Below are 25,469 nucleotides of genomic sequence, written 5' to 3' on the forward strand. Positions count from 1 at the left end.
TGATGAAAACTCCTTTGAATTTACTTAGTTGTTCTTTAAGTAGTGGCCACGTAACCGCATAGAAACCAGTTCGAGCACGATTGCGACACCCAAGAGTAGGTAGACAATCAAACCAACTTCATGGAAATCGAAGTAGAAACTGCCAGCCATGAAGAGGTAGTAACCGATATCGTCAGCACCGGCTGCAGCACCAACGGCGACCGCATTGGCAAAGTTAATTTCAAACCGGATGAACGTCCAGCTAAGAAGTGCTGGAATGATTGACGGGAGAATGGCCTGAAAAACAATCGGCCAAAAACCCACGCCACTCGCCTTTAACGCTTCAATCGTATCTTGTGAGGTTTCTTCAATACTTTCAGAATAAGCCTTAACCAAGTACGCTACACTGTGGAAGGTCAAGCCGACCACGGCGGCACTAGCACCTAATCCCATGACTACGGAGTAAATTAACACCCATAAAATCGTTGGAATGGCACGAATAAAGGCCATGACTGCTTTAATACTAGTAGCTAACCAACTGGGTGCTAAGTTACGGGCAGCACCGACGGCAATGAAGAAGGCGATTAGCGCTCCTAACAAAGTCGTCAACATTGCTAATGAAACACTAGTCATTAGGGCCCGTAAGAGTTGCCCCAGTGTGTCTTGACCAACGCTAGGGTGTAAGAACATAGCATTCAGGTTGAGACCTAAGCTATGCAAAGCGTCAATGATGTTCAGGTTGGCATTATTGAGTGTGACTAATGAATAGACACTGATAAGCGTTAGGCCAATCATAACGGCTCGCAGGATTTTGCGGGGCCGAGTCACCAACGAAATCGACCGGGTTGGTGGTGCTGACGGTTGAAGTACTTGTGTTTTGGGTTGACTGTTTTCAATCATGCAATTGCCCTCCGAATTCGATTAGATGTCAATTCTAAAACAATGACTAAAATCGCAATTAACAAAACAATTAGACCAGCAGCGTCATAGCGGAACGCCTTAAAATAGTAGTCAAAGAGAAAACCAACACCCGTACCCGTCAAGAGTCCGACCAAGGTTGCGTCCCGTAAGTTGTTTTCAATCATGTAGAGAATCCAACTAGTCAAGGTACTAGCGGCTTCGGGTAACACCCCACAGAAGACACATTGGAAATAGTTGGCGCCAACGGCTTGCAGTGCTTGAAGCTTTTCGGCATCGAGGTCCTCAATAGTTTCAGTAAAGGCCCGTGTTAGATAGCCTAGCGTCATAAAGAACAGTGCCAAGAAGCCCGTAAAGTCACTCTGTTTAAAAGAAAACAGAAGAATCATCGCCCAAGCGACCACCGGAATATTACGTAAGAGTGAAGCACCAAAACGAATAATCCAGCGGAGGACAGGCGTTGGGGTGGTCGTCTTAGCACCGAGAATCGCAAAGATCAGGGCGAAGAGACTAGCGACCATGGTTGATGAAATTGCCACGAGCAAGGTCCGCCACAGCTGATAAAGAATCGGTCCCAGATAAGAAATCGAACGACTTGTCGGAATAAAGTTGGTAAACAACCACATTAAGCCCGCTGGAATCTTACTGATTGAAGCCCACGCCTGAAAATTAACGAGGGCCATGGATAAGACGTAGATGCCAATTAAAATGAGCAAAACAACTGATAATCGCAACCGACGTTGCCGAAAAAAGCGTTGCGGTGTCATTGGATTAGTTTTCATTGGCAGCCACCGCCGTTGATTGGTCAGGTTGGCGATAAATGTGTTGTAAGACCGCGTCGTCAACTTCATTAGTGGCGCCTTCGAAAGCGATGGCGCCGCTGTTAATGCCGACGATATGGTCGGTGTACGCCATTGCGATATCGACCTGATGTAGATTAATGAGGATAATCAGTTGTTTTTCCTTTGCCAATCGCCGTAGAATGTCCATGACAATGGTCGTTGATTTGGGATCTAGGGAAGCAATCGGTTCATCACATAAAATCATCTTAGGATGTTGCATTAATGCCCGTGCGATCCCGACCCGTTGTTGTTGGCCACCACTTAATTGATCGCAACGTTGGTAGGCGTATTCTTTTAACCCTACTTCGTCGAGTAGTTGTAGCGCCTCTTGTTTTTCGGCGCTACTGTAAAGGCCGAGCATGCCAGCAACTGTTGATTTAGCGCCTAATCGGCCATGCAGAACATTTTCAAGGGCCGTTAACGGACTGATCAGATTGTAGTTTTGGAAAATCATGCCGATATGATGACGAACTTTGCGTAATTCAGCTTTGTTCGCTTGACGAATGTCAGTGTCATCGAGCAAAATTTGACCACTATCATCGCGGATCAACTGATTGATACTCCGTAAAATAGTTGTTTTACCAGCACCAGACGGGCCGATGATGGCAGTTACTTCGCCCGGTTTAGCTGTGAAGTTGACTGCTTTGAGCGAATGCTTATTGGAACCATATGTTTTATCTAGCTGAATAACCTTGAGCATTGGCAAATCCTTTCATTGTGAACTAATGGTACGTGGTTTAGTAACCTACTAACTTATGCGTTGGCGCGTACCACTTGTCGGTAACATTAACTAATTTGGACTTTTCTGATTTCTTAGGGAACATCATTGGTGTCTTCGCATTTGGTTCAGAGAAGATCTTTTTGTTTTGGGCAAAGGACTTCGACGTGAACTCAGTGGCGATCTTCTTTTGATCATCCTTGCTGAGGGCCTTGGTATTGTATACCCATGGGCCTTGTTGAACAGGCATCATGGCAATGTTAACGACCGACTTGCCGGCTAAACTTGTAAATGGCGCTTCGGCGTTATCCTTAACAGTGAAAGTTGAGCCGACCTTGTCCCATGATCCCTTGGTAACGTTTAAGTATGGCATTAAATCAGCATCATCAAAGGCAGCGACATCCGCATCCCCCTTGATTAAGTTGACCGCGGAACCCTGATGAGAGCCACCATAGAGCACTTTACTAAAGAATGATCCGCTTTGAGTTAATTTATCTTGGTCAGCGGTTTTGATGTTGAATTCACGTGAGATTTCAGCCGTTGGTACTAAGAAGCCTGAAGTTGAACTGTTGGAAACATAAGACATCTTCTTGCCTTTGACGTTCTTAATACTGTACTTACCGTTTTCTTCATACTTTTTGGCATCTTTTTGTTGTACCATTAAGTAGGAGTTATAAGTAGCGTCTTTCAAGGTACCTTTAGCATCAGATTGTGCGGCAAAAGGTACAACATCTTTGCTCTTGTGGTGTGCTTGGATATAACCGTTAGCCCCCATGTATGCGACTTGAGCTTTGCCGGATGCAATTGCTTGAATCGCAACGTTATAGTCGGTCGTGGTTTGTAATTTAACCGTCTTACCCGTTGCCTTTTCAACTGCTTGCTTAATGGCCGTACGGGAACCAGCAAAACTCTTGGCTGATTCGTTAGGATAGAAGACCACCGTGATGGTTTTGCTGCTATCCGTACTGCTACCACCAGATTTAGCACTGGTTCCGCTAGCGCAACCTGCGAGTCCTAAACCTAAAACCGAAATGAATGAAAGACCTAATAATGACTTACTAACTTTTGACATAGTTTCCAATTACCTCCAAGTAATTTTAGTTACTTGTGTAGCATAACAAGGTATTGTAAATGTGCGGACAAGGATTAGTGAAGTATATGTATAAGTTATGTAAATAATATTTACATTCGGTTTTCAATTCAGTGATTGGTAAGTATGAGTGGAAACTGGTCAGGATAGTTGTTGATTGTTTCTGGATTGAATTGGTTGGTTACTACCGTAAAGCTTTCAAAGTAAGTAAATTATGATAAGATATGTGAAGTAATTCAAAATGAGGAGTTTTTTAAAATTATGAAGTTGTTGGCGATTGATACTTCGAATCGGCCATTGAGTGTCGCGGTATTAGAAGATACCCAGATCTTGGCCACAACGACCACTAATGTTGGCCGTAACCACAGTAGTACATTATTACCGATTATTGAACAAGCCATGGCTCAAGCTAAATTGGCACCAGCTGATTTAGACCGGATCGTCGTTGCTGCCGGACCAGGGTCGTATACGGGGTTGCGAATTGGCGTGACGACTGCTAAAACACTTGCCTTTACATTAGATAAAGCCTTAGTTGGTGTATCGAGTTTGGCCGTGTTAGCTGGCAACATTGTGACGGAAGGCCAATTAGTGGCGCCGTTATTTGATGCGCGTCGTGACAACATCTTTGCCGGGTTATATCGGATTAAGAACCAGCGTCCAGTTGCCGTTATCGCTGATCAACATATCAGTGTGACCGAGTGGGGCCAACGATTAGCTAGTTATGATGAACCAATTACCTTTGTCGGCGCGGATGTCGATCAATATGCGGATGCTTTGCAGCAATCGTTAGCCAAGCAGTTCGTTCGTGCAGCCCCACAACTTGACTTGCCCCAAGCCGTAGTACTAGGTTTGATGGGTCGAACGCTGACACCCGTGAGTGAAATTCATAACTTTGTGCCGAACTATTTGCGTTTAACGCAAGCTGAACGTGATTGGCAAGCCAAGCACCCAGAAAAGGAACATGCGCCCTATGTTGAGAAAATTTAAGGAGTACTTTCAAAAAATGACCACCGGTGGCAATCAACGTCGCCAACGTGTATTGGCCATTCAAAATCACATCGTTAAAGTGGGCGAAGTCAATTACTATGTCTCACGCGCACTGATTACCGATGTGCCCGAGATGCTAGCTATTGAACGGGCCGTATATGCGGGACAGACACCGTGGGATGAAAATGCGTTTAAGACGGAACTTCGCCGACAGAGCGGTCGTTTCTATATTGTGATGCGTCATGAAGATCGCCTCGTCGCTTTTTGTGGTTGTGTCTTTGATGATCGCCGCCAAGATGCACATATCACCAATATTGCTGTACATCCTGATGTTCAAGGCCAAGGACTAGGCCATTTTATGATGCAAGTCATGATGAAGCGGGCGCGTAAGTTGCATTACCAAACGGTGACCCTTGAGGTTCGTTACAGTAATACGATTGCGCAACAACTTTACCGCGATTTAGGGTTTGAAAAGACTGGTATCAAGAAACGGTACTATTTTGGCGACCATGAAGATGCTATTGATATGACTTATCGTATTCCGGTAGCTACGGATGACTGAACGACAGCTTGTCGCCAGTACGCAGCTTGACGCGGGTCGGGCCGTCCAAGTTTGTTACCAGTTAGCGACATTAGCATATCCCGGTGGCGCACCTTGGCGGCAAGCGACGTTTGCGGCGGACATGGCGTTACCAACGGTACACTATGATTTATTACGGTGGCAGGATGAACTGATCGGGTTTGTCAGCCGCTCGACAGTGCTTGATGAGACCGAAATTACGAATATTGCAATTGATCCGGCCTATCAGCGTCAAGGGCATGCGCGGTGGTTATTAACAGCCTGCTTAGCACAATTATCGGCAGGGTCCGTATTCCTAGAAGTCCGGGCTAGTAATCTCGCCGCCCAGCGCTTGTATCAGCAATGCGGCTTTGACCAGATTGCCACGCGTAAGGAATATTATCATGATCCCGAAGAAGATGCGTGGATCATGCGTAAAATGATTAATTAAAAGGATGGGAACCGTGGAAAAACAAAACTTGATTTTAGCGTTTGAGTCCAGTTGTGACGAGACTAGTGTGGCAGTGATCAAAGATGGCCATGAGATTTTATCCAACGTGATTGCAACGCAGATTAATAGTCACAAACGGTTTGGTGGCGTGGTTCCTGAAGTTGCCAGCCGTCATCATATTGAACAAATTACAATTTGTATTGAAGCCGCACTTCAAGAGGCACACGTGACGTATGCTGACCTTGATGCTGTTGCCGTGACGTATGGCCCCGGTCTAGTGGGGGCACTGTTAGTCGGTGTTAATGCAGCTAAGACAGTGGCATACGCGCACCAATTACCGCTGATTCCAGTTAACCATATGGCCGGGCACATTTATGCCGCTCGGTTTGTTAAGCCATTCGAATTTCCGCTAATGGCACTATTAGTTTCTGGCGGTCATACTGAATTGGTCTACATGCAAGCAGATGGGCAGTTTGAGATTATTGGTGAGACACGTGACGATGCGGCTGGAGAAGCTTATGATAAAATCGGTCGGGTATTGGGTGTTCCATATCCGGCAGGTAAAGTCATTGACGAGATGGCACATGCAGGTCACGACACTTTCAAATTTCCGCGAGCAATGATTGATGAAGATAATTACGATTTTAGTTTTAGTGGGCTGAAGAGTGCGTTCATCAATACGGTCCATCACGCAGATCAAATTGGCGCGACTCTGGATAAGAACGATTTAGCGGCTAGCTTTCAGGCCAGCGTGGTTGATGTTCTGATGAGTAAAACGTTACGAGTCCTCAAACAATATCCAGTTAAGCAATTAGTCTTAGCCGGTGGCGTTGCAGCTAATCAGGGGCTACGTGAACGGTTACAACAAGATTTACCAACCGCTTTTCCTGACACCGAACTAATCTTAGCGCCTCTAAAGTTATGCGGTGATAATGGTGCCATGATTGGTGCTGCGGGCTATGTTCAATATCAGCATCACCAATTCGGCGACGCGGCGCTGAATGCCGATCCAAGCTTAGAATTTGATTGGATGCCAGGTATGTTGAAGTAATGAAGCAGTTATAAACGGGTGTGAAAAGTCAGTCCTTTTCACACCCGTTTTAGTATCTTTTCATTAATTATGATTGAAAGGTGCCGGTTAGGTGGATTCCTGTTCGTCAGCAATGCGCGTCCGATTCCGACCTCCGGGGCTGGGTGACAATTGCTGGAACGTAAGCCGACGTCGATTTGAGCTAACGCATAACCCGCGTCATCTCAAATACGAGTCTTATTCTAAGCCGGAAGCAACCCACTTCCAGCTAAGAATAATTTGGCTACTGAGCATTGTCACCCAGCCTCTCCAGTCGGGAAGCCGCTCGAATGGCTGATGAACGGCCACTGAACTCAGTACAATTTGTCGTTGGCTATTTTGATACTGAACCCTTTAAGTTAAATATCAGAGTGCCTTCTCCACTTTTTCGAAATATTCAATTATTACTACGGTAATTCAGAAATAGTGAGTTATCACAAGACCTTTTCAATCTGACAGTTGATTGATAAAATTAACGTTTATGAAAAACAACGACAAATTCAGCAAAAGTTGGGTATATCCTTGTCAGCCATTCGAACGCTATCCCGACTGGAGGTCGGTGTAGGACGAACTAACTAAGCAAGTTTACACTAACTTGAACTGTTTCCAGCGGGCTTAAGCTGGTCATTTTTGATTCTAGGAATCATCCTCTTTCAATCATGATTTATGCCGCGGATAGGGGCAAAATAATAGTCGCCTCAAGAATTATATTAATTCTTGAGGCGACTATTATTTTTATCTGATGAGTCGTTGGAAAATTAGCTCAATTCTTCTAAAGCTTCAGCTTGTTCGGTCCATTCGGTTTCAACTTGTTCTTGTTGAGTATTGATGGCTTCAAGTTCTTTTTGTAGGTCTTGTAGTTTACCAACATCGGCCGATACTTCAGGTTGCGCCATTTCAGTTTGAATCTGTGTGGCTTGTTCATCTAAGGCAGTCATCTGTTCTTCCAGGGCGGCAACTGAGCGCTCAAGCTTGCGTTTTTCACGTTGTTGCTGCTTGCTGGCTTGGTAATTTTGCTGGCCTTTGGAGCGGGGAGCAGCAGTTGTGGCACTGGTTGAATCCGCTGCACCGGCTTCAGCAGCTTTTTCGGCCGCTTGGCTAGCAGCCGCAGCCGCGATTTCAGCTTGCTCTTGTTTCTTGTCGATGTAGTAGTCGTAATCACCTAAGAAGAGTTCCGTGCCTTCCGGAGAAACCTCTACGACACTCGTGGCGACTTGGTTAATGAAGTAGCGGTCATGTGACACGAACAAAAGGGTGCCGTCAAAGTCGTTGAGGGCGACTTCCAAAACTTCACGGCTATCGATATCCAAGTGGTTAGTTGGTTCATCTAAGATTAAGAAGTTGTCATTTTGCATGGCAAGTTTGGTCAACAGTAACCGGGCTCGTTCTCCACCAGATAGGGCATGAACGGGTTTATCAACATCTTCACCAGTGAAGAGAAAACTGCCCAAAATGGTACGAATGTCTTTTTCAGGAGTGGTGGGATGTTCATCCCAAAGTTCACTGAGGACGGTTTTTTTGTCGTTTAAATTACGTTGCTCTTGATCGTAGTAGCCCGTAACGACGTTGGTGCCAAAAACGGCCTGGCCTTTAATGAATGGAATCTGTCCCAAAATACTCTTTAGGAAAGTCGATTTTCCAATACCGTTCGGTCCAACGATGGCAATAGCTTCATGTTTCTTAATATTCAAGTTGTCGGGTTCCGAAAGAATCTGACCATCATAGCCCACGGCTGCATCTTTGACGGTCAACACAATGTTGCCGCTTTGTTTAGCCGCATGAAAGCCAAAGTGGGCAGTCTTCTCGTCACTATCAGGGCGGTCAAGGCAGTCCATCTTTGCTAACTGCTTACGCCGAGCCTGGGCCCGTTTTGTCGTAGAAGCACGCACGATGTTACGATTAACAAAGTCTTCAAGCTTGCTGATCTCCGCTTGTTGCTTTTCATAATGTTTCCATTGTGCTTGGATTCGAGCCGCTTTTTCTTGCACAAACTGGTCGTAGTTACCAGTGTAGTGCACCATTTCATGGTGTGATAAGTCATAGACTTCGTTAACGACCCGGTCTAAGAAATAACGGTCATGGCTAACGATTAGCAGCGCACCAGAGTAAGACTGGAGATAGCTTTCCAACCAAGTAAGGGTTTCGACGTCCAAGTGGTTCGTCGGTTCGTCAAGGATAAGCAAGTCCCGTTTTTCAAGTAACAACTTGGCCAAGGCCAACTGGGTCTTTTGTCCACCGGATAGTGCCGTCACCGACTTATCGTACACATCGGCGTCGAATTGGAAGCCGTGCAACACGCCCCGAATCTCAGCTTGGTAGCCGTACCCGTTTTTTTGTTGAAATTCAGTTTGAATCTGATCATAGGTTTTCAGGGTCTGTTGATAAGCCTGCTCATCATTCATGATTGCGGGGTCGCTCAATTGATTTTCGAGCTGGTGCATCCGTTTTTCGATGGCATGTAACTCAGCAAAGACACTACTCATTTCTTCCCAAATCGTATTGTTACTATCCAGTCCTTGGTCTTGCGCCAAGTAACCGATTGTTAAGCCCTTGCGCATTGAAATATGGCCTTCGTCCGGTACCGTTTCGCCGGCAATCATTTTAAGTAAGGTTGATTTTCCGGCCCCGTTTCGACCGACAAGGGCCACCCGAGCGTGTTCTTGAATATCCATTTGTACGTTATCGAACAAGACATCGGCGCCAAAACGCCGCATAACTTGCTGTACTTGTAGTAAAATCACGCTTTATTAAGCTCCTTTCACATTTAATTCGTGACATAATTGTAGCATATTGTAACGGCCTGACCCAATTATTCGGAATAATAAGTAATTATTATTTCACAAAGTCACGCGTTATGCTAGAATAGTGTCAGCAAATTCACAAACTTTTAATTAGGAGGACACGTCCGAATGGCAGAAACAAAAATTCCACGGGCAACGGCAAAACGGTTACCGATTTATTACCGCTATTTAAATATCTTGCTAGATGCAGATAAGAAGCGGGTCTCATCGACCGAGTTGTCCGAGGCGGTTAAAGTAGATTCAGCAACGATTCGGCGAGATTTCTCGTATTTTGGGGCGCTCGGCAAACGAGGGTATGGATACGATGTTGAAACGTTACTTGCATTTTTCAAAAAGATTTTAAATCAAGACACCTTAACGAATGTTGCTTTAATTGGGGTCGGTAATTTGGGCCACGCCCTACTGAACTTTAATTTTCACAAAAACAGTAATGTCCGCATTTCAGCAGCATTTGATGTCAACGAGGCGATTGCCAATACAGTCCAAAGTGGGGTTCCAGTGTACCCAATGACGGAGCTCAAAAAGCAATTGATCGAACAACAGATTGAGATTGCTATCTTAACGGTGCCAACCACGGTTGTTCAGAAAATTACCGATGACTTGGTTGATGCAAACGTCAAAGGAATCATGAACTTTACGCCGTTACGAATCTCCGTTCCTGAGACAGTACGGGTTCAGAACGTTGATTTGACCAACGAATTACAAACATTGATCTACTTCATTGAACATTACGGTCAGCAATTAGGTGACAATGGTAATGACGATGAAAATGAGACTGAAGATTAATAACTCGCTTTATCTTTGAAATTAAATGGCTATAAAAAGGCCTCTCTGAATTATTCAGGGAAGCCTTTTTAACATACTTAGATCACGAATCATTGATTGTAACGTATAAATATTCGGTGAAAATTAACGTTGAAACGCTAGGTTAGCGCTACCTAGTAATGATACTAGTGCAGTAAGCCTAATAATGTGGGTAACACAACCGATGCGTTCATTAGGATGTGAGCCGTCATCGATGTTTGAATCCGACCGGTGTGCTGGTATAACCAGCAGAATAATAACCCGATAAAGGCATAGAGGATAAAGTGACCATCCGCATGTGCAAAGCTAAATAGCACACTAGAAATCAAGGCCGCTCCAATCTGACCAGTAACCGCACTTAGATTGCCAAAGATAACTTTGCGGAAGACGATTTCTTCCATAATCGGGGCACCGACAATGATGGCTAAGAAGAAAGCGGGATATTGTTGCCCAACAGTTAAGAGGGTGGTCGTGTTGGTTGACGCTGTTGACTGTCCCAGTAAAGCCGTCATTTTTAAAATGATGACTTGACCAACGATGACTAGGACAAGACCGATCAATCCCCAGATGAACGTCATGAACCAGTTACTTGGTTGTTTTTCAACAACGTTTTTTGTCCGCATGCGACTCGCCAACCAGATGAGTAGGATTGCACCGACTAAGTAGTCGACCGTTTGAATCACGAATACTTGGGCCCCTAGCTGATGGAAAGCAGTCACAAGGACGCTCGGTAGTGCGTAAATAATAAAGTAGATGATAAGAATAAAGATTGATTGGCGGCGATTAACCATCAAGTCACGTCCTTTTAAAAGTTTGATTTAAGATTTATTGATACTTCAATAGTATTCATTATAGTCGATTTGACATTCTTTGACTAATAATTGACAAATCACTTGCAATCTTGAATTAAAATGATATAGTTGACAATGTAATTAGCACTTGAGGTTGAGGAGTGCTAAAAAAGAATAAATGGAGGGATTCACGTGTTAAAACCATTAGGAGATCGCGTTATCTTGCAACAACAAGAAGAAGAAGAACAAACAATTGGCGGTATTGTCATTGCCAATAACGCTAAGGAAAAGCCCCAAAGCGGTAAGGTTGTTGCCGTCAATGACGGTCGTGTTTTAGATAACGGGACAAAAGTTGACCCCAGCGTGAAGGTCGGCGATCAAGTATTATTCGATAAGTATGCCGGTACCGAAGTCAAGTATCAAGGTGCTAAGTATTTGGTATTGCACGAAAAAGATATTGTTGCAATCGAAGACTAATCCATTTAAATTGCGCAACTTAAAATAAATTAAATTCATGAGGTGAATAGAGATAATGGCTAAAGAATTAAAGTTCTCTGAAGATGCACGTTCAGCGATGCTAAAAGGTGTCGATCAATTAGCTGACACAGTTAAGTCAACGTTAGGTCCTAAGGGTCGCAACGTTGTTTTGGAACAATCATATGGTTCACCAACAATTACTAATGATGGTGTAACGATTGCTAAGGCGATCGAATTAGACGATCATTTCGAAAACATGGGTGCTAAGTTAGTTTCTGAAGTTGCTTCAAAGACTAATGACATCGCTGGTGATGGGACGACTACTGCAACGGTCTTAACACAATCAATCGTTAATGAAGGTATGAAGAACGTTACGGCCGGTGCTAACCCTGTTGGCATTCGTCGTGGGATTGAAGAAGCTACTAAGACGGCGGTTGACTCATTACACGCTATGGCACACGAAGTTAAGACGCAAGAAGATATTGCGCAAATCGCTTCTGTATCTTCAGCAAGTGAAGAAACTGGTAAATTGATTGCCGAAGCCATGGAAAAAGTTGGTCATGACGGTGTTATCACGATTGAAGAATCACGTGGTGTTGATACTAGCTTAGACGTTGTTGAAGGGATGCAATTCGACCGCGGCTACTTATCACAATACATGGTTACTGATAATGATAAGATGGAGGCGGATCTTGACAATCCATATATCTTAATTACTGATAAGAAGATTTCAAACATTCAAGATATCTTACCACTATTACAATCCATCGTTGAACAAGGCAAGCCATTGTTGATCATTGCTGATGACATTTCTGGTGAAGCTTTACCAACCTTAGTCTTGAACAAGATGCGTGGGACGTTTAACGTTGTCGCCGTTAAGGCACCCGGTTTTGGTGATCGGCGTAAGGAACAATTACAAGATATCGCTATCTTAACTGGCGGGACGGTTATCACTGACGACCTTGGCCTTGAATTGAAGGACACGACCATCGATCAATTAGGTCAAGCCAACAAAGTTACGGTTACTAAGGATAACACCACCATTGTTGAAGGCGCTGGTTCCAAGGATGCTATCTCAGAACGGGTTGAATTTATCCGTAACCAAATCGGTGAAACAACTTCTGACTTTGACAAAGAAAAGTTACAAGAACGTTTAGCTAAATTAGCTGGTGGGGTTGCCGTTGTTCGTGTCGGTGCCGCTACTGAAACTGAATTGAAGGAACGTAAATACCGGATTGAAGATGCTTTGAACGCAACTCGGGCCGCCGTTGAAGAAGGCTTTGTTGCTGGTGGTGGTACTGCTTTGATTAACGTTATCAAAGATGTTGCTGCATTGAAGGAAACTGGTGACGTTCAAACTGGGATCAACATTGTTAAACGTGCTTTGGAAGAACCAGTTCGCCAAATCGCTGAAAATGCTGGTTTGGAAGGCTCTGTTATCGTTGAAAAGATGAAGGAACAAAAGCCAGGTGTTGGTTTCAACGCCGCAACTGATGAATGGGTTGACATGATCAAAGCTGGTATCGTGGACCCAACTAAGGTAACGCGTTCTGCTTTACAAAATGCCGCTTCTGTTTCAGCCCTTCTCTTAACGACTGAAGCCGTTGTCGCTGAAAAACCTGAAGAAAATGCACCAGCTGCACCAGCCGCACCAAACCCAGGTATGGGCGGTATGATGTAAACAAATCGTAACATTAAGCACTTACTCGGCTGAGTAAGTGCTTTTTTAGTGCTGTTAGGGTGTGAATCGACTAGAATAAAGGTATTGATTTATCCATATTAGAGCGGTAGGATTAGTCGTTAACGCAAAATGTGGGTGCGGTGAAGCACCCGACATTTAACTGGTAGTATTTGGCAGGGTAAAGTAGTAGAATCTACTTTGACTCAGTTTACTTTGGGATAATTATTTTGGAATAAAGGAGTTATTATCATGTGGCGTTATTTAAAGCGGTTAGTTATTGGGAAACCGTTAAAAACCATGGACGAGGGTGGGCAAGCACTCACCAAGTTCAAGGCACTGGCGCTGCTATCGTCAGATGCGCTATCATCGGTGGCTTACGGTACTGAACAGATTACGACCGTTTTGATTACACTTTCAGCGGCCGCGTTGATGTATCAATTGTACGTGGCGGCGCTTGTGTTAGTGCTGTTGTTTGCTATTACGATGTCGTACCGACAAATTATTCGGGCTTATCCATCTGGCGGTGGCGCCTACGTGGTGGCAAGTACGAACTGGGGGCGGCCAGCCGGATTAGTTGCCGGGGGATCACTGCTGGTTGATTATATGCTGACCGTAGCGGTTTCCGTCACTTCTGGTACTGAAGCAATCACGTCGGCGATTCCGGCGCTAGCTAATTATCAAGTATTGATTGCCGTACTGATTGTCATCGCCATCATGGCGTTAAATTTGCGTGGAATGCGCGAATCCGCATCATTCTTAACGTTTCCCGTTTATTTTTTCATTATTATGATTATCGGCATGATTCTATGGGGCGTTATGAATATTGCGAGTGGTAACTTAACTTACCACGCCTCCGCAGCAGTTGGAGCACCGGTTCAAGGGATGACCTTGGTGCTGTTCTTACGGGCCTTTTCTTCCGGTTCGTCTTCGCTGACTGGGGTGGAAGCAATCAGTAATGCGGTGCCAAACTTCAAACGACCGAAACGCAAGAATGCGGCGAACACGTTAGCAATTATGTCATTAGTCTTGGCCGTCTTCTTTGGTGGTATTACTTATTTAAGTTATTACTTAGGCGTTAAACCACAAGTAGACAATACCGTCTTGTCACAAATTGCTACGGCGGTCTTTGGTCACGGCTTATTCTACTACTTGTTACAATTATCGACGGCGTTAATTCTGGCCGTTGCGGCAAATACTGGTTTTTCAGCCTTTCCAATTTTAGCTTATAACTTGGCTAAAGATAAATTTCTACCACATGCTTACATGGATCGTGGGGACCGCTTGGGCTACTCCAATGGGATTATCTCATTGGCGGTCGGGGCAATTGCGTTGATCTTTATCTTTCATGGGAAGACGACGCTTTTGATTCCACTTTATGCGGTGGGGGTCTTTGTCCCATTTACTTTGTCGCAATCTGGTATGATTATTCATTGGTTCCGCGAACGGGGGCAATGGTGGTGGATGAAGGCGGCGGTAAACTTACTTGGGGCGTTGATTTCGATTCTCCTAGTGATTTTCCTATTCTTGCTACATTTCGGCAATGTTTGGCCATACTTAATCGTTATGCCACTCTTACTGTACATGTTCTACCGAATCCACGTGCACTATAACCGGGTTGCGGCCCAGTTACGCGTGGTTGCCAAGGAAAAAGCGACGATTCATGATTATGACGGTGCAACGGTGATCGTCCTCGTCTCGAATGTGACGCGGGTAACTGCTCAAGCAGTCAACTACGCGCGATCCATCGGAGATTACGTCATTGCGATGCACGTGTCCTTTGATGAGAACCCTGAAAAGGAACACAAGACGGCGGCAGAGTTCAAAGAGACCTTCCCAGACGTCCGTTTCGTGGACATCCATTCGTCGTATCGGTCGATTGCAACACCGACGTTACGATTCTGCGATGTGATTGCTAAACGAGCAGCGGAACGCAACTTCTCGACAACGGTTCTTGTCCCACAATTCGTGCCGAAGAAACCATGGCAGAATATTTTGCATAATCAAACGAGTCTCCGATTACGAGCGGTATTAAATTCTCGTGAAAATATTATTGTTTCAACTTATAATTACCATTTAAAAGAATAGTGACTTAGTATTGAAACCCGGTATAGCTACCGGGTTTTTATTTTTGTGTCATAATATGAGTAACTAAGGTTATAATTTAGATACTTAATCAGCCCAGTGACCGGCAAATGTGAACGAATTGTGTTGCCTTTACTAAGTTTTAGTGAAGCGAGTTGTCAAGCGTCACTGGGATTTGTATAATTATCGTAATAGAGTGAGAAGGGAGTTACGCACAAATGATCAGATTTGAAATCCTAGTAAGCCTAGTGGCGACCATGATACTTTCTGCGATCTTGACGCCGTTTGTGCGGAAACTTGCATTTAAAATTGGTGCCGTGGATAAACCAAATGTACGACGGGTCAATAAAATTCCAATGCCGACAATGGGAGGCTTGGCTATTTTTATCTCTTACACCGTTGGGACGACTGTGTTGTATCTCATGCACCAGTTTCCCAGTCGCATTTTTTTCGCACTACTCGGTGGTGAGCTGATCATTATTGCGACTGGTGTTATCGATGATATTTATGAGCTAAAACCACGGCAAAAAATGTTAGGGATTACGTTAGCCGCTTTGGAGGTCTACTTTATTGGTGGTATCCGAATGACGACCTTCACGTTCCCGTTGCTGGGGCTGATTCACTTTCAGTGGCTGAGTTTACCGGTGACTTTACTGTGGATACTGGCTATCACGAACGCGGTGAACTTAATTGATGGACTGGATGGGCTAGCTACCGGTGTTTCGATTATTTCGTTGAGTACCATGGGGATCATCGGGTTGTTCTTCTTGAATGCTAATATGTTCGTTTCGTTGTTGATTTTTACTTTAGTTGCGGCGATGATTGGCTTTCTTCCGTATAATTTCTTTCCAGCTAGAATTTATCTCGGTGATACCGGTTCGTTGTTTATCGGTTTTATGACGGCTGTGTTCTCATTATTTGGATTGAAAAATGTCACCTTAATCTCAGTTGGTATTCCGGTTATGATCCTGGGAGTGCCAATTACGGATACGGTGTATGCGATGATTCGACGGATCCTGAATAAGAAGCCCATTTCGCAAGCGGATAAGCATCATTTGCACCACCGCTTGATGCAATTAGGATTGACCCATCGACAGACTGTGATGGTAATTTATGGGATTGCACTTATTTTCTCATTTATTTCATTGCTCTATCCGATCTCATCTATTTGGGGTTCTGTGTTATTGACGATTGGTTTATTATTTGGGCTAGAGTTATTCGTTGAAGCAATCGGATTAGCTGGTGACAATCGGCAACCGCTACTGGATTGGATCAAACGGACCGTCGCGCGTTTGACCTCCAAGAGTAATCATTAAAAACCAAATAAATCATTGAAAATTATTAAAGTGTTACAGGCATCTACCGTGTGATTAGCGGTGATGCCTGTTTTTAGTTGGTCATCAGTTGGTTCATCAATTTTAACTTTACCAAAACTATACAAGCAATTTACACAATCGTCATTCACAATTTACAAACGATTAGTAATATTAAGCATGTTCCGAAGCAATCAATTACGTGTAACCGTCGGATGGTGATGTTGCTCCATCACTAGTCGTAGCACTCCTACCCAGTTTTGCTATGATGGTTGCCGGGTTGGTTGCTTAATTTTGATAGTCAATTGAAGAAGGGGAGTTTCAATTATGAAAAAAGCACTGACACTCGGCGCATTGGCAGTAACGATGACCATTTTACTAGCTGGTTGCGGCAGTAGCTCAGCCACAAGTACGAAGAGTACTAGTAGCAGTAGTGGTAGTTCCAAGACTACTAAGATCGTTGCAACTGGTTCAACCGCTTTACAACCATTAGTGGAACAGGCTGGACAGGCTTACCAGAACGAACATGCTAACGTGACCATTAACGTTCAGGGTGGTGGTTCAGGAGCAGGCTTAAGTCAGGTGGCGAAGGGTTCAGTCAATATTGGGAACTCTGATTTATTTGCACAGGAACAAAAGGGGTTAAACGCCAAAGGGTTAGTTGACCATAAAGTGGCTGTTGTGGGGATGGCACCCGTTATTAATAAGGATGCCGGTGTCACTAATATTTCAAAAGAACAACTTATCAAGATTTTCCAAGGCAAGATCACTAACTGGAAAGATGTTGGCGGTAAGGACGAAAAGATTACCGTCGTTAACCGTGCTCAAGGTAGTGGGACCCGGGCGACGTTTGAAAAATGGGGATTAGACAACGCGAAGGTCGCAACTAGCCAAGAACAAGATTCGAATGGGACCGTTCAAAAAATTGTTAGCACCACGCCTGGTGCCATCAGTTACTTAGCATTCTCATACGTTAAGAGTGACGTTCAGGCGCTTTCTATTGATAACGTCAAACCAACCGAAGCTAACGTAGCGACGAACAAGTGGAAGATTTGGGCTTATGAACACATGTATACTAAGGGGCAACCAACTGGGGAGTTGAAGAACTTCTTAACTTACATGACTTCTAAAGCCGTTCAAGGTAGTTTAGTTGAGAAATTAGGATATATTCCATTGACTTCGATGAAGGTTGATCGTGGCCAATCTGGTGCAATCACTAATTTAAAATAAATAACAGACAAAAAGTCGAGCGATAGCTCGACTTTTTTTATGGGCCGCAATTAGTGCAACGCGGACTTTAACAATGAAAAAACAAATCATCGGCTCAAGTGCTGGGTGTTATTGTTAAGACGAGTTGGCTGTTTCGATTTTGACTGCCAATCAAAGTTTGTGAGGCTCCCAATTATATATAACCAGCAATCTAGTTGCCAGGCGTAGTGACCGGAATTTCTGTAAATTGTTCACCTTGCTCCGAAAAGGTAACTTGACCGCTCAAGAGGTTAGTGATGTCCTGCTGAATCGTTGCAATTTCGGATTGAGTGACTGCGATGATTTGTGTGACTTGAACACCGTAGTCGGTATTCAGAGTCGTTAGCTTATTTTGTTGTAAATAGTAGGTTAAAGCATCGACGTTACGATAGTCGAGCGTGATGGCGATGCGGGTTTGTAAGATTCGCTGAACCTTACCACTGACTTCAATTGCTTGCGCGGGGGTGCCATTATAAGCTCGGATCAGTCCACCGGCGCCAAGCTTGATACCACCAAAATAACGGGTCACGACCGCAAGCACGTCGTGTAGCTCGTTGGTCTTGAGCACTTCTAAGATTGGTGAGCCCGCAGTTCCGACCGGTTCACCGTCATCACTCATCCGCTGAATATGATCATCATCACCAAGCATGTAGGCGAAACAGTTGTGGTTGGCCTTAGGATTATCTGCTCGAACAGCGGCAATCTTAGCTTGAGCATCCACTTCGTCACTGATGCGGTATAGATGAGCGATGAAGCGAGACTTTTTGATGGTTTGTTCAAATACCGTGTCTTGGGTGATGGTGTAGTAGGGTTTAGTCAAATTAATCGGTTCCTTTCGTGAATAAATCGTTAAATGGCGTACTTGATAACTAAGGAGGTGCGCACGATGGAAGCACAAGTCTTATACGGTCGTCAGCTCGCATTATCTGCAAATGAGGCTGCCGCAGTACCTGCTGGCACGCAGATACTGCCAGCCATGCAGGTTGATGAACATCAAATTATCTGTCAGCGTTGCGGCAGTCACTTGGACCGACTGCGAGCCCAATTACCCAATCAGCAATATTACTGTTATCAATGTTTAAATTTAGGTCGAGTGAGTACACTAGTTAAACTCTATCATATGCCAGAACCGAATGCTTTTGCAACGGTCCCGGTTTGCACGTGGCAAGGAACCCTAACGCCCCAGCAAGCGGACTGCGCGCAATCAATCAAAGCTAACTTCATGGCGCATAAACGGCAATTATTATGGGCGGTGACGGGAGCTGGAAAAACTGAAATGCTGTTTCCAGGTATTGCGTGGGCGTTAGCGCATCAGTGGCGGGTCGCCATTGCTTCACCACGAGTCGATGTTTGCTTAGAGTTAGCACCCCGGCTCCAGGCGGCCTTTGCTGATGTTCAAATTGCTGTGCTACATGGCCGCAATCCCGATCCCTATCAGTATACGCAGCTGACGATTTGTACGACGCATCAATTGCTACGTTTTCGTCAGGCGTTTGACGTATTGATCATTGATGAAGTTGACGCGTTTCCGTTTGCTGCCAATCCCCGTTTGGCGTTTGCAGTGAATCAGGCAGCTAAGGTGGAGGGGGCCATTCTTTATTTGACCGCGACGCCCAGCCAAAGTTTGTTGTCCCAAGTTCATCGTGGTGAGCTTGCAATCAGTTATTTACCATTGCGGTTTCACCAACATTTATTACCGGCAATTAAGGTTAAGCTACAGCCAAATTGGGCTCGGCTGTTGCAACAAGGAAAATTACCACGAGACCTTATCCGGCAACTCCAACAGTATCAACAACAGCACCAGCGCTTTTTACTATTTGTCCCGCGCATCCAACAATTAGCGCCAGTGTTTGCGGTACTCCAACACTATTTTCCCCATATGACCGGAGAGACGGTGTACTCAGCCGATCCTGAGCGACTGACTAAGGTTCAACAAATGCGGAACCAGCAGTTTCAATACTTAGTTACGACGACGATATTGGAACGAGGGGTGACGTTTCCGGGAATCGATGTGATTGTGCTTGGTGCGGACGACGAAGTGTTTTCTACGGCGGCCCTCGTCCAGATTGCAGGACGGGTCGGACGCAGCAGTGAGCGTCCGACTGGCCTCGTCTGGTTTATTTGTCACAGTCATAGCCGCAATATCAAACGCGCTCAGCGCCAGATTCGGGTGATCAATCGAAAGGGGCGACAATTACGTGCTAGCATGCCTACTGTGTCACAACATTATCACGACTAAGTTTACGTTGCCCTGGATTCTTAGTTGGCAGCCGGTTATGCGGCCGGTCGTCTGCTCGGTTTGTTGGCGGCAATTTGTACGCATCGATCGGGCAACGGCATGTTCCAAATGTGGACGTGCTCAAAAACGACCACAACCGTGTACAGATTGTCAGCGGTGGCCTGAAATCGGTCCCTTTCATAACGAGGCGTTGTTCGAATATAATGATGCGATGCATGATTATTTTCAACGCTATAAATTTCAGGGTGATTATCAATTACGCCAAGTTTTTGCGAAGATCATGCAACAAGCAGTGGTACAACGGTGTGCTGAGATATGCTTAGTGGTACCTGTCACGCCCACAACATTGCAAACACGGGGCTTTAATCAAGTTGCCGGCTGGTTAGCCGCACCCCTCGCGCCCGGGTTAATGACCCAGGCAACAGCGAAGTCAGTGCCACAATCTAAGAAAGACCGGCAAGCGCGGTTGAGAACACCACAACCATTCAAGATGGCTCCTAATACGATTTTGGCCGGCCGGCGGGTATTATTAGTAGATGACATCTATACTACCGGCCGAACGATGCGCCACGCGGCAACGCTACTTTTGGAAAACGGTGCCAAGAGCGTGACGGGGCTAACGCTAGCACGTTAATTTCGAGGGAAAGTGGTATTTGGATTGTTTATTATAGCGCTTTCTATTATAATGAATTTAAGCAAAGTAATTAAAGAGTGGTCCTTTAATTACTTTGGGTACACAGCAATGTGTGTGAAGGGAGAGAAGATCTATGCTAAATTTTAATATTCGCGGTGAAAATATCGAAGTGACCCAAGCAATTCGGGACTACGTTCAAAAACGGGTGGGTAAGTTACAGAAGTACTTTGACAATAATGTTGACTCAATTGCCCATGTCAACTTAAAAGTTCACCCAGACAAGACGGCTAAAGTCGAAGTCACCATTCCACTTCCCTATTTAGTTCTCCGGGCAGAAGAAACTTCTCCTGATATGTATGCTAGTGTTGATTTGGTTACTGACAAGTTGGAACGCCAAATCCGCAAGTATAAAACTAAAGTTAACCGCAAATCCCGTGAAAAGGGTTATAAAGCGATTGATTTTGCAGCGACTGATGAAACAGTTGCCGCTGCCGACAATGATCAGGACGATAAGTTAGACGTTGTACGTACGAAGCGAGTGGCTTTAAAGCCAATGGATAATGAAGAAGCGATTCTGCAAATGGATATGCTCGGCCATGACTTCTTTATCTACGAAGACGCGGAAACGGACGCAATTAACATCGTCTATCGGCGTAACGATGGTCGTTACGGTTTGATTGAAACCGACGACAATCACTAATTTTAAAAGCGCAACTTATAAGGACTGGTCAGTTGACCAGTTCTTTATTTTTATCCCGGAACGCCCGTATAACATATTGTGATCATGAGAGTGACTTAGCCCGCGTTAGTAAGCTGAAGTTCGACTCACGGCACGTTTTTGCCAGCGACTCAAGACAGTTAAGCAAATATTGATAGAATTAAAGAACACGGGTCAGTGATTGTTGGGCTGTGGTTAAAGACTAATATTTAGTTAAGGATGTAAATAAAACGGTCGACGGTATCGGTTACATAGGGGCCTGTGGTTTTCATTGCTAGTAAATAATGGTAAAATGACAGATGGTATTTTATTTTGAAATGGACAATTGAAATTAAAATTAAGATTAATTATTTGGAGAGGATACGTAAATGGCCAACATTTTAAAACGCTGGGTTGAAAGCGACAAGCGGACTATTCGGCGTCTGGATAAGATTGCTAATAAAGTTGAAGCTTATGCCGACGAATACGGCAAGTTAAGTGATGCTGACTTGCAAGCGAAGACCCCAGAATTTCGTGAACGGTACAAGGAGGGCGAATCGCTCGACGATTTGCTGCCCGAAGCATTTGCAACGGCGCGTGAAGGTGCGAAGCGGGTACTTGGTTTATACCCATTCCACGTTCAAATCCTCGGTGGAATCGTTTTGCATCAAGGTGACATTGCTGAAATGAAGACTGGTGAAGGGAAGACCTTAACGGCCACTATGCCAGTTTATTTGAATGCCATCTCTGGTAAGGGTGTTCACGTTGTGACAGTTAATGAATACTTATCAGCGCGTGATGCGACTGAAATGGGTGAACTGTATAACTGGTTAGGGATGAGCGTCGGAATCAACGGGGCTGAAAAGTCGCCTGAAGAAAAGCGTGCCGCTTATAACGCCGATATTACTTATTCGACGAACGGTGAAATTGGGTTCGATTACTTACGTGATAACATGGTGGTCTACCGTGAAGACATGGTGCAACGACCACTTAATTTTGCCATCATTGATGAAGTTGACTCAATCCTAATTGATGAAGCCCGGACACCATTGATTATTTCTGGTCAATCAGAAGGTACAACGGGAATGTATAAGCGGGCTGACCGTTTTGCTAAGACGTTGAAGAAGGATGAAGATTACAAGGTTGACTTGGAATCTAAGACGGTCGCATTATTAGACGAAGGGATTCGGAAGGCTGAAAAATACTTTGGCTTGGAAAACCTTTACGATACTGATAATACGGCGTTGAACCATTACTTGGATGAAGCTTTGCGTGCGAACTACATCATGTTGAAAGATAAAGACTACGTGATTTCAGACGGTCAGGCGTTGATCGTTGATTCCTTTACGGGGCGGATCATGGATGGTCGGCGGTTCTCAGACGGGTTACACCAAGCAATTGAAGCTAAGGAACACGTTGAGATTCAAGAAGAAACCAAGACGATGGCAAATATCACGTACCAAAACTTATTCCGGATGTACAAAAAGTTATCTGGGATGACTGGGACGGCCAAGACGGAACAAGAAGAATTCCGCGAAATCTATAACATGGAAGTTATTACGATTCCAACAAACCGCCCGATGATTCGTGATGACCGTTCAGATTTGCTTTACCCAACGTTACAAAGCAAATTCAACGCGGTCGTTAAAGAAATCAAACAGCTCCATGAAAAGGGCCAACCAATGTTAATTGGGACCGTTGCCGTGGAAACGTCAGAATACTTATCGCATCGTTTGGATGAGGAAAACATTCCACACGTGGTCTTGAACGCCAAGAACCATGCGAAGGAAGCTGACATTGTTGCAAACGCCGGTCAACGTGGTGCGGTTACCATTGCCACCAACATGGCTGGTCGGGGGACCGATATCAAGTTGGGACCTGGTGTCAAAGAAGTCGGGGGGCTCGCCGTTATTGGGACTGAACGTCATGAGTCCCGCCGGATCGATAACCAATTGCGGGGCCGTGCTGGTCGTCAAGGTGATCCTGGTATGTCACAATTCTACCTCTCACTTGAAGACGATTTGATGCTACGGTTCGGTTCAGAACGAATCAAGAACTTCCTGCAACGGATGAATGTTGAAGATGATGATGCGGTTATTCAATCACGGATGATTACTCGACAGGTTGAGTCCGCTCAAAAACGGGTTGAAGGGAACAACTATGACTCCCGGAAGAACGTTCTACAATATGATGATGTTATGCGGGCTCAACGTGAAGTGATTTACGGCGAGCGGCAACAAGTCATTATGGAAGAAAAATCTTTAAAGCCCGTTATCATGCCAATGATCAAGCGGACCGTTGAACGGACCGTTCAGTTACACATGCAAGGCGATGCCAAGGACTGGGATTTAGATGCAGTTGTTGACTTTGCCCAAGCTGCTATGGTGAAGGAAGATTCAATTAGTGTGGCTGACTTGAAAGGTAAGTCGCCAGCAGAGGTTGAAGCTTACTTGATGGACCGGGTCGATAAGATTTATGCGGACAAGGCTAAACAGCTTTACGATGCGGGTCAGATGCTAGAATTTGAAAAAGTCGTTATTCTGCGAGTGGTCGATTCTCATTGGACGGATCACATTGATGCGATGGATCAATTACGGCAATCGATCGGTTTACGGGGCTATGGTCAATTGAATCCGTTAGTTGAATATCAACGAGACGGTTACCAGATGTTTGAAGAAATGGTTGCGGATATTGATTATGATACGACGCGACTCTTCATGAAGTCTGAAATTCGCCAAAATATTCAGCGTTAAAATTTAACGTTAGTGCTAGCGAGTCTAAGACTAAGGTCTTAGGCTCGTTTTACAGTTAAACCAGATATTAAATAATTAATAAATAAGTTGAAAGAAGGGTCCTTTGTGGAATTAAGTGAATATAAACACCTGATTGAAGAAATGCAAAGTGCTGTCGACGACTTTAGGGGGTCGCTTTGACTTAGATGCTTTGAACGAAAGCATTCAAGAAAATGAAGCTCGAATGGCCGAACCCGGTTTTTGGGACGACCAGGCTGCCGCCCAGAAAGTCATCGATGAGAATAACGTGTTGAAAGGAAAGTATGATACGTTTAAGCAATTAGCTGATGAAGTCGGTGACTTGGCAGTCGCTTATGAGTTACTGAGTGAGGAACCCGATGCTGAGATGCAGGCTGAGTTTGAAACGGACTTTCAGCACGCTGAACATGATTTACAACAGTACCGGCTCAACTTACTTTTGGACGGTCCGTACGACCGCAATAATGCTATTTTAGAAATCCATCCCGGAGCTGGTGGGACCGAATCCCAAGATTGGGGTGCGATGCTACTAAGAATGTACACGCGCTGGGCTGCGAGTCACAATTTCAAAGTCGAGACTGTTGACTACCAAGCTGGTGATGAGGCAGGCATTAAGAGTGTGACTTTATTAATTAGCGGGCACAATGCTTATGGTTATTTGCGGTCAGAAAAAGGGGTTCATCGTCTTGTTCGGATTTCGCCGTTCGATGCGGCTGGTCGGCGCCACACATCTTTTGCGAGTGTTGATGTGATGCCTGAGTTAGATGATACCGTGGATGTTGATATTCGACCTGAAGATTTGAAGATTGACGTTTATCGAGCCAGTGGGGCCGGTGGACAACATGTCAACAAGACTTCTTCAGCGGTTCGGATTACCCACGTGCCAACGGGAATCGTCGTTGCCAGTCAAGCACAACGTTCACAATTACAGAACCGACAAACAGCATTGAACATGTTGCGAGCGAAGTTGTACGAACGTGAAGAAGAGAAGAAGGCTAAGGAACGGGCGGCCATCCAAGGTGAGCAAATGGACATTGGGTGGGGCTCACAAATTCGCTCCTACGTTTTTCATCCGTATACGATGATCAAGGATCACCGGACTAATTATGAATCACATGATGGTCAGGCTGTCATGGATGGTGATCTTGATCCGTTTATGGATGCTTACTTACAATGGAAATTAGCCCAACGTAATCCGCAATAGATTGCACAAATACTAAGGTGACCTATCATTGCGCAGGTCGTCTTAGTATTTTTTTGGCTACTAGGGTCCGTCTTAAAACTACTTAAGTAAGATGCAAATTGAGGCAATGTAGAC

The 25,469-nt window shown here is 44.8% G+C and carries 22 protein-coding genes; 15 read left to right on the forward strand and 7 right to left on the reverse strand.

The features are described from left to right. Positions 1-24: 24 nt before the first annotated feature. Genes MMY95_RS07915 through MMY95_RS07930 form a run of 4 tightly spaced genes read right to left on the reverse strand, consistent with a single transcriptional unit; the run spans position 25 to position 3,529 of the window. Positions 25-879, reverse strand: a complete 855-nt coding sequence (locus tag MMY95_RS07915) for an ABC transporter permease subunit (RefSeq protein WP_003640973.1) — start codon at positions 877-879, stop codon at positions 25-27. Then, on the reverse strand, positions 876-1,679 hold the full coding sequence (gene phnE, locus MMY95_RS07920; protein WP_003640974.1) for a phosphonate ABC transporter, permease protein PhnE: 804 nt from the start codon (positions 1,677-1,679) through the stop codon (positions 876-878). Before phnE ends, MMY95_RS07915 begins: the two co-directional genes overlap by 4 nt. Further along, complete coding sequence (gene phnC, locus MMY95_RS07925) at positions 1,669-2,439, reverse strand: phosphonate ABC transporter ATP-binding protein (protein WP_003644904.1); 771 nt, start codon at positions 2,437-2,439, stop codon at positions 1,669-1,671. The genes phnE and phnC overlap by 11 nt, the downstream gene beginning before the upstream one ends. Before the next feature lie 37 nt (positions 2,440-2,476). Further along, positions 2,477-3,529 carry a phosphate/phosphite/phosphonate ABC transporter substrate-binding protein gene (locus MMY95_RS07930; RefSeq protein ID WP_003643945.1) on the reverse strand — a complete coding sequence of 351 codons (1,053 nt, stop codon included), beginning with the start codon at positions 3,527-3,529 and terminating at the stop codon, positions 2,477-2,479. A 279-nt stretch (positions 3,530-3,808) separates the two neighbouring features. Here MMY95_RS07930 and tsaB point away from each other — a divergent pair, with 279 nt between their 5' ends. Genes tsaB through tsaD form a run of 4 tightly spaced genes read left to right on the forward strand, consistent with a single transcriptional unit; the run spans position 3,809 to position 6,595 of the window. Next, complete coding sequence (tsaB, locus tag MMY95_RS07935) at positions 3,809-4,534, forward strand: tRNA (adenosine(37)-N6)-threonylcarbamoyltransferase complex dimerization subunit type 1 TsaB (RefSeq protein ID WP_003640977.1); 726 nt, start codon at positions 3,809-3,811, stop codon at positions 4,532-4,534. Continuing rightward, positions 4,518-5,096 (forward strand): ribosomal protein S18-alanine N-acetyltransferase, encoded by a 579-nt coding sequence (rimI, locus tag MMY95_RS07940; protein ID WP_011101142.1) that lies wholly within the window; start codon positions 4,518-4,520, stop codon positions 5,094-5,096. Before tsaB ends, rimI (MMY95_RS07940) begins: the two co-directional genes overlap by 17 nt. Further along, positions 5,089-5,544 carry a ribosomal protein S18-alanine N-acetyltransferase gene (gene rimI, locus MMY95_RS07945; protein WP_003640979.1) on the forward strand — a complete coding sequence of 152 codons (456 nt, stop codon included), beginning with the start codon at positions 5,089-5,091 and terminating at the stop codon, positions 5,542-5,544. Before rimI (MMY95_RS07940) ends, rimI (MMY95_RS07945) begins: the two co-directional genes overlap by 8 nt. Before the next feature lie 4 nt (positions 5,545-5,548). Beyond that, positions 5,549-6,595 carry a tRNA (adenosine(37)-N6)-threonylcarbamoyltransferase complex transferase subunit TsaD gene (tsaD, locus tag MMY95_RS07950; RefSeq protein WP_003640980.1) on the forward strand — a complete coding sequence of 349 codons (1,047 nt, stop codon included), beginning with the start codon at positions 5,549-5,551 and terminating at the stop codon, positions 6,593-6,595. A 776-nt stretch (positions 6,596-7,371) separates the two neighbouring features. Here tsaD and MMY95_RS07955 read toward each other — a convergent pair. Next, positions 7,372-9,354 (reverse strand): ABC-F family ATP-binding cassette domain-containing protein, encoded by a 1,983-nt coding sequence (locus tag MMY95_RS07955; protein ID WP_054519018.1) that lies wholly within the window; start codon positions 9,352-9,354, stop codon positions 7,372-7,374. Between the two features lie 168 nt (positions 9,355-9,522). Here MMY95_RS07955 and MMY95_RS07960 point away from each other — a divergent pair, with 168 nt between their 5' ends. Then, a complete protein-coding gene (locus MMY95_RS07960; RefSeq protein WP_003640983.1) occupies positions 9,523-10,200 on the forward strand; it encodes a redox-sensing transcriptional repressor Rex in 678 nt (225 codons plus the stop codon). A gap of 164 nt (positions 10,201-10,364) precedes the next feature. Here the strand turns inward: MMY95_RS07960 and MMY95_RS07965 are convergent, their stop codons facing one another. After that, positions 10,365-11,009, reverse strand: coding sequence for a type II CAAX endopeptidase family protein (locus MMY95_RS07965; protein ID WP_003640984.1), 645 nt, complete (start codon positions 11,007-11,009; stop codon positions 10,365-10,367). Between the two features lie 192 nt (positions 11,010-11,201). Between MMY95_RS07965 and groES the strand changes: the two genes are divergently transcribed. The 5 genes from groES (at position 11,202) to MMY95_RS07990 (ending at position 17,792) form a co-directional block, all read left to right on the forward strand. Next, positions 11,202-11,486, forward strand: a complete 285-nt coding sequence (gene groES, locus MMY95_RS07970) for a co-chaperone GroES (RefSeq protein WP_003640985.1) — start codon at positions 11,202-11,204, stop codon at positions 11,484-11,486. Positions 11,487-11,541: 55 nt separating this feature from the next. Then, positions 11,542-13,167, forward strand: coding sequence for a chaperonin GroEL (groL, locus tag MMY95_RS07975; protein ID WP_003640986.1), 1,626 nt, complete (start codon positions 11,542-11,544; stop codon positions 13,165-13,167). 249 nt (positions 13,168-13,416) lie between these two features. Then, positions 13,417-15,252: an APC family permease gene (locus MMY95_RS07980; protein WP_003646071.1), complete on the forward strand. Its 1,836-nt coding sequence runs from the start codon at positions 13,417-13,419 to the stop codon at positions 15,250-15,252. 215 nt (positions 15,253-15,467) lie between these two features. Continuing rightward, positions 15,468-16,565, forward strand: a complete 1,098-nt coding sequence (locus MMY95_RS07985; RefSeq protein WP_003640988.1) for an MraY family glycosyltransferase — start codon at positions 15,468-15,470, stop codon at positions 16,563-16,565. Positions 16,566-16,889: 324 nt separating this feature from the next. After that, entirely contained in the window at positions 16,890-17,792 is a 903-nt protein-coding gene (locus MMY95_RS07990; RefSeq protein ID WP_054519020.1) for a phosphate ABC transporter substrate-binding protein, read from the forward strand. A 190-nt stretch (positions 17,793-17,982) separates the two neighbouring features. Here the strand turns inward: MMY95_RS07990 and MMY95_RS07995 are convergent, their stop codons facing one another. Then, positions 17,983-18,630: a YigZ family protein gene (locus tag MMY95_RS07995; RefSeq protein ID WP_003640991.1), complete on the reverse strand. Its 648-nt coding sequence runs from the start codon at positions 18,628-18,630 to the stop codon at positions 17,983-17,985. A 66-nt stretch (positions 18,631-18,696) separates the two neighbouring features. Here MMY95_RS07995 and MMY95_RS08000 point away from each other — a divergent pair, with 66 nt between their 5' ends. From MMY95_RS08000 to prfB, 5 genes are all read left to right on the forward strand, one after another. Continuing rightward, complete coding sequence (locus tag MMY95_RS08000) at positions 18,697-20,049, forward strand: helicase-related protein (RefSeq protein WP_016526950.1); 1,353 nt, start codon at positions 18,697-18,699, stop codon at positions 20,047-20,049. Then, positions 20,009-20,683 carry a ComF family protein gene (locus MMY95_RS08005; RefSeq protein ID WP_003643951.1) on the forward strand — a complete coding sequence of 225 codons (675 nt, stop codon included), beginning with the start codon at positions 20,009-20,011 and terminating at the stop codon, positions 20,681-20,683. The genes MMY95_RS08000 and MMY95_RS08005 overlap by 41 nt, the downstream gene beginning before the upstream one ends. Before the next feature lie 133 nt (positions 20,684-20,816). After that, entirely contained in the window at positions 20,817-21,383 is a 567-nt protein-coding gene (gene raiA, locus MMY95_RS08010) for a ribosome-associated translation inhibitor RaiA (RefSeq protein WP_003637821.1), read from the forward strand. Positions 21,384-21,769: 386 nt separating this feature from the next. Further along, positions 21,770-24,133: a preprotein translocase subunit SecA gene (gene secA, locus MMY95_RS08015; RefSeq protein ID WP_003646073.1), complete on the forward strand. Its 2,364-nt coding sequence runs from the start codon at positions 21,770-21,772 to the stop codon at positions 24,131-24,133. Between the two features lie 105 nt (positions 24,134-24,238). Further along, positions 24,239-25,355 (forward strand): peptide chain release factor 2 gene (gene prfB, locus MMY95_RS08020; protein WP_097558200.1). Its coding sequence is split into 2 segments (ribosomal slippage): positions 24,239-24,310 and positions 24,312-25,355, totalling 1,116 coding nucleotides; the frame shifts between segments, so codons are not numbered across the junction. Positions 25,356-25,469: the final 114 nt, after the last annotated feature.

Source organism: Lactiplantibacillus sp. ME-2, assembly GCF_022549155.1.
In the GTDB taxonomy this organism is placed as follows: Bacteria; Bacillota; Bacilli; order Lactobacillales; family Lactobacillaceae; genus Lactiplantibacillus; species Lactiplantibacillus plantarum.

Coding starts and splice junctions, on each gene's coding strand:
- secA (WP_003646073.1), top strand. CDS start 21,770: ATGGCCAACATTTTAAAACGCTGGGTTGAAAGCGACAAGCGGACTATT.
- rimI (WP_011101142.1), top strand. CDS start 4,518: ATGTTGAGAAAATTTAAGGAGTACTTTCAAAAAATGACCACCGGTGGC.
- MMY95_RS08000 (WP_016526950.1), top strand. CDS start 18,697: ATGGAAGCACAAGTCTTATACGGTCGTCAGCTCGCATTATCTGCAAAT.
- tsaD (WP_003640980.1), top strand. CDS start 5,549: ATGGGAACCGTGGAAAAACAAAACTTGATTTTAGCGTTTGAGTCCAGT.
- rimI (WP_003640979.1), top strand. CDS start 5,089: ATGACTGAACGACAGCTTGTCGCCAGTACGCAGCTTGACGCGGGTCGG.
- raiA (WP_003637821.1), top strand. CDS start 20,817: ATGCTAAATTTTAATATTCGCGGTGAAAATATCGAAGTGACCCAAGCA.
- MMY95_RS07980 (WP_003646071.1), top strand. CDS start 13,417: ATGTGGCGTTATTTAAAGCGGTTAGTTATTGGGAAACCGTTAAAAACC.
- groL (WP_003640986.1), top strand. CDS start 11,542: ATGGCTAAAGAATTAAAGTTCTCTGAAGATGCACGTTCAGCGATGCTA.
- MMY95_RS07965 (WP_003640984.1), bottom strand. CDS start 11,009: ATGGTTAATCGCCGCCAATCAATCTTTATTCTTATCATCTACTTTATT.
- phnE (WP_003640974.1), bottom strand. CDS start 1,679: ATGAAAACTAATCCAATGACACCGCAACGCTTTTTTCGGCAACGTCGG.
- MMY95_RS07930 (WP_003643945.1), bottom strand. CDS start 3,529: ATGTCAAAAGTTAGTAAGTCATTATTAGGTCTTTCATTCATTTCGGTT.
- phnC (WP_003644904.1), bottom strand. CDS start 2,439: ATGCTCAAGGTTATTCAGCTAGATAAAACATATGGTTCCAATAAGCAT.
- MMY95_RS07915 (WP_003640973.1), bottom strand. CDS start 879: ATGATTGAAAACAGTCAACCCAAAACACAAGTACTTCAACCGTCAGCA.
- MMY95_RS07960 (WP_003640983.1), top strand. CDS start 9,523: ATGGCAGAAACAAAAATTCCACGGGCAACGGCAAAACGGTTACCGATT.
- MMY95_RS07985 (WP_003640988.1), top strand. CDS start 15,468: ATGATCAGATTTGAAATCCTAGTAAGCCTAGTGGCGACCATGATACTT.
- tsaB (WP_003640977.1), top strand. CDS start 3,809: ATGAAGTTGTTGGCGATTGATACTTCGAATCGGCCATTGAGTGTCGCG.
- MMY95_RS07990 (WP_054519020.1), top strand. CDS start 16,890: ATGAAAAAAGCACTGACACTCGGCGCATTGGCAGTAACGATGACCATT.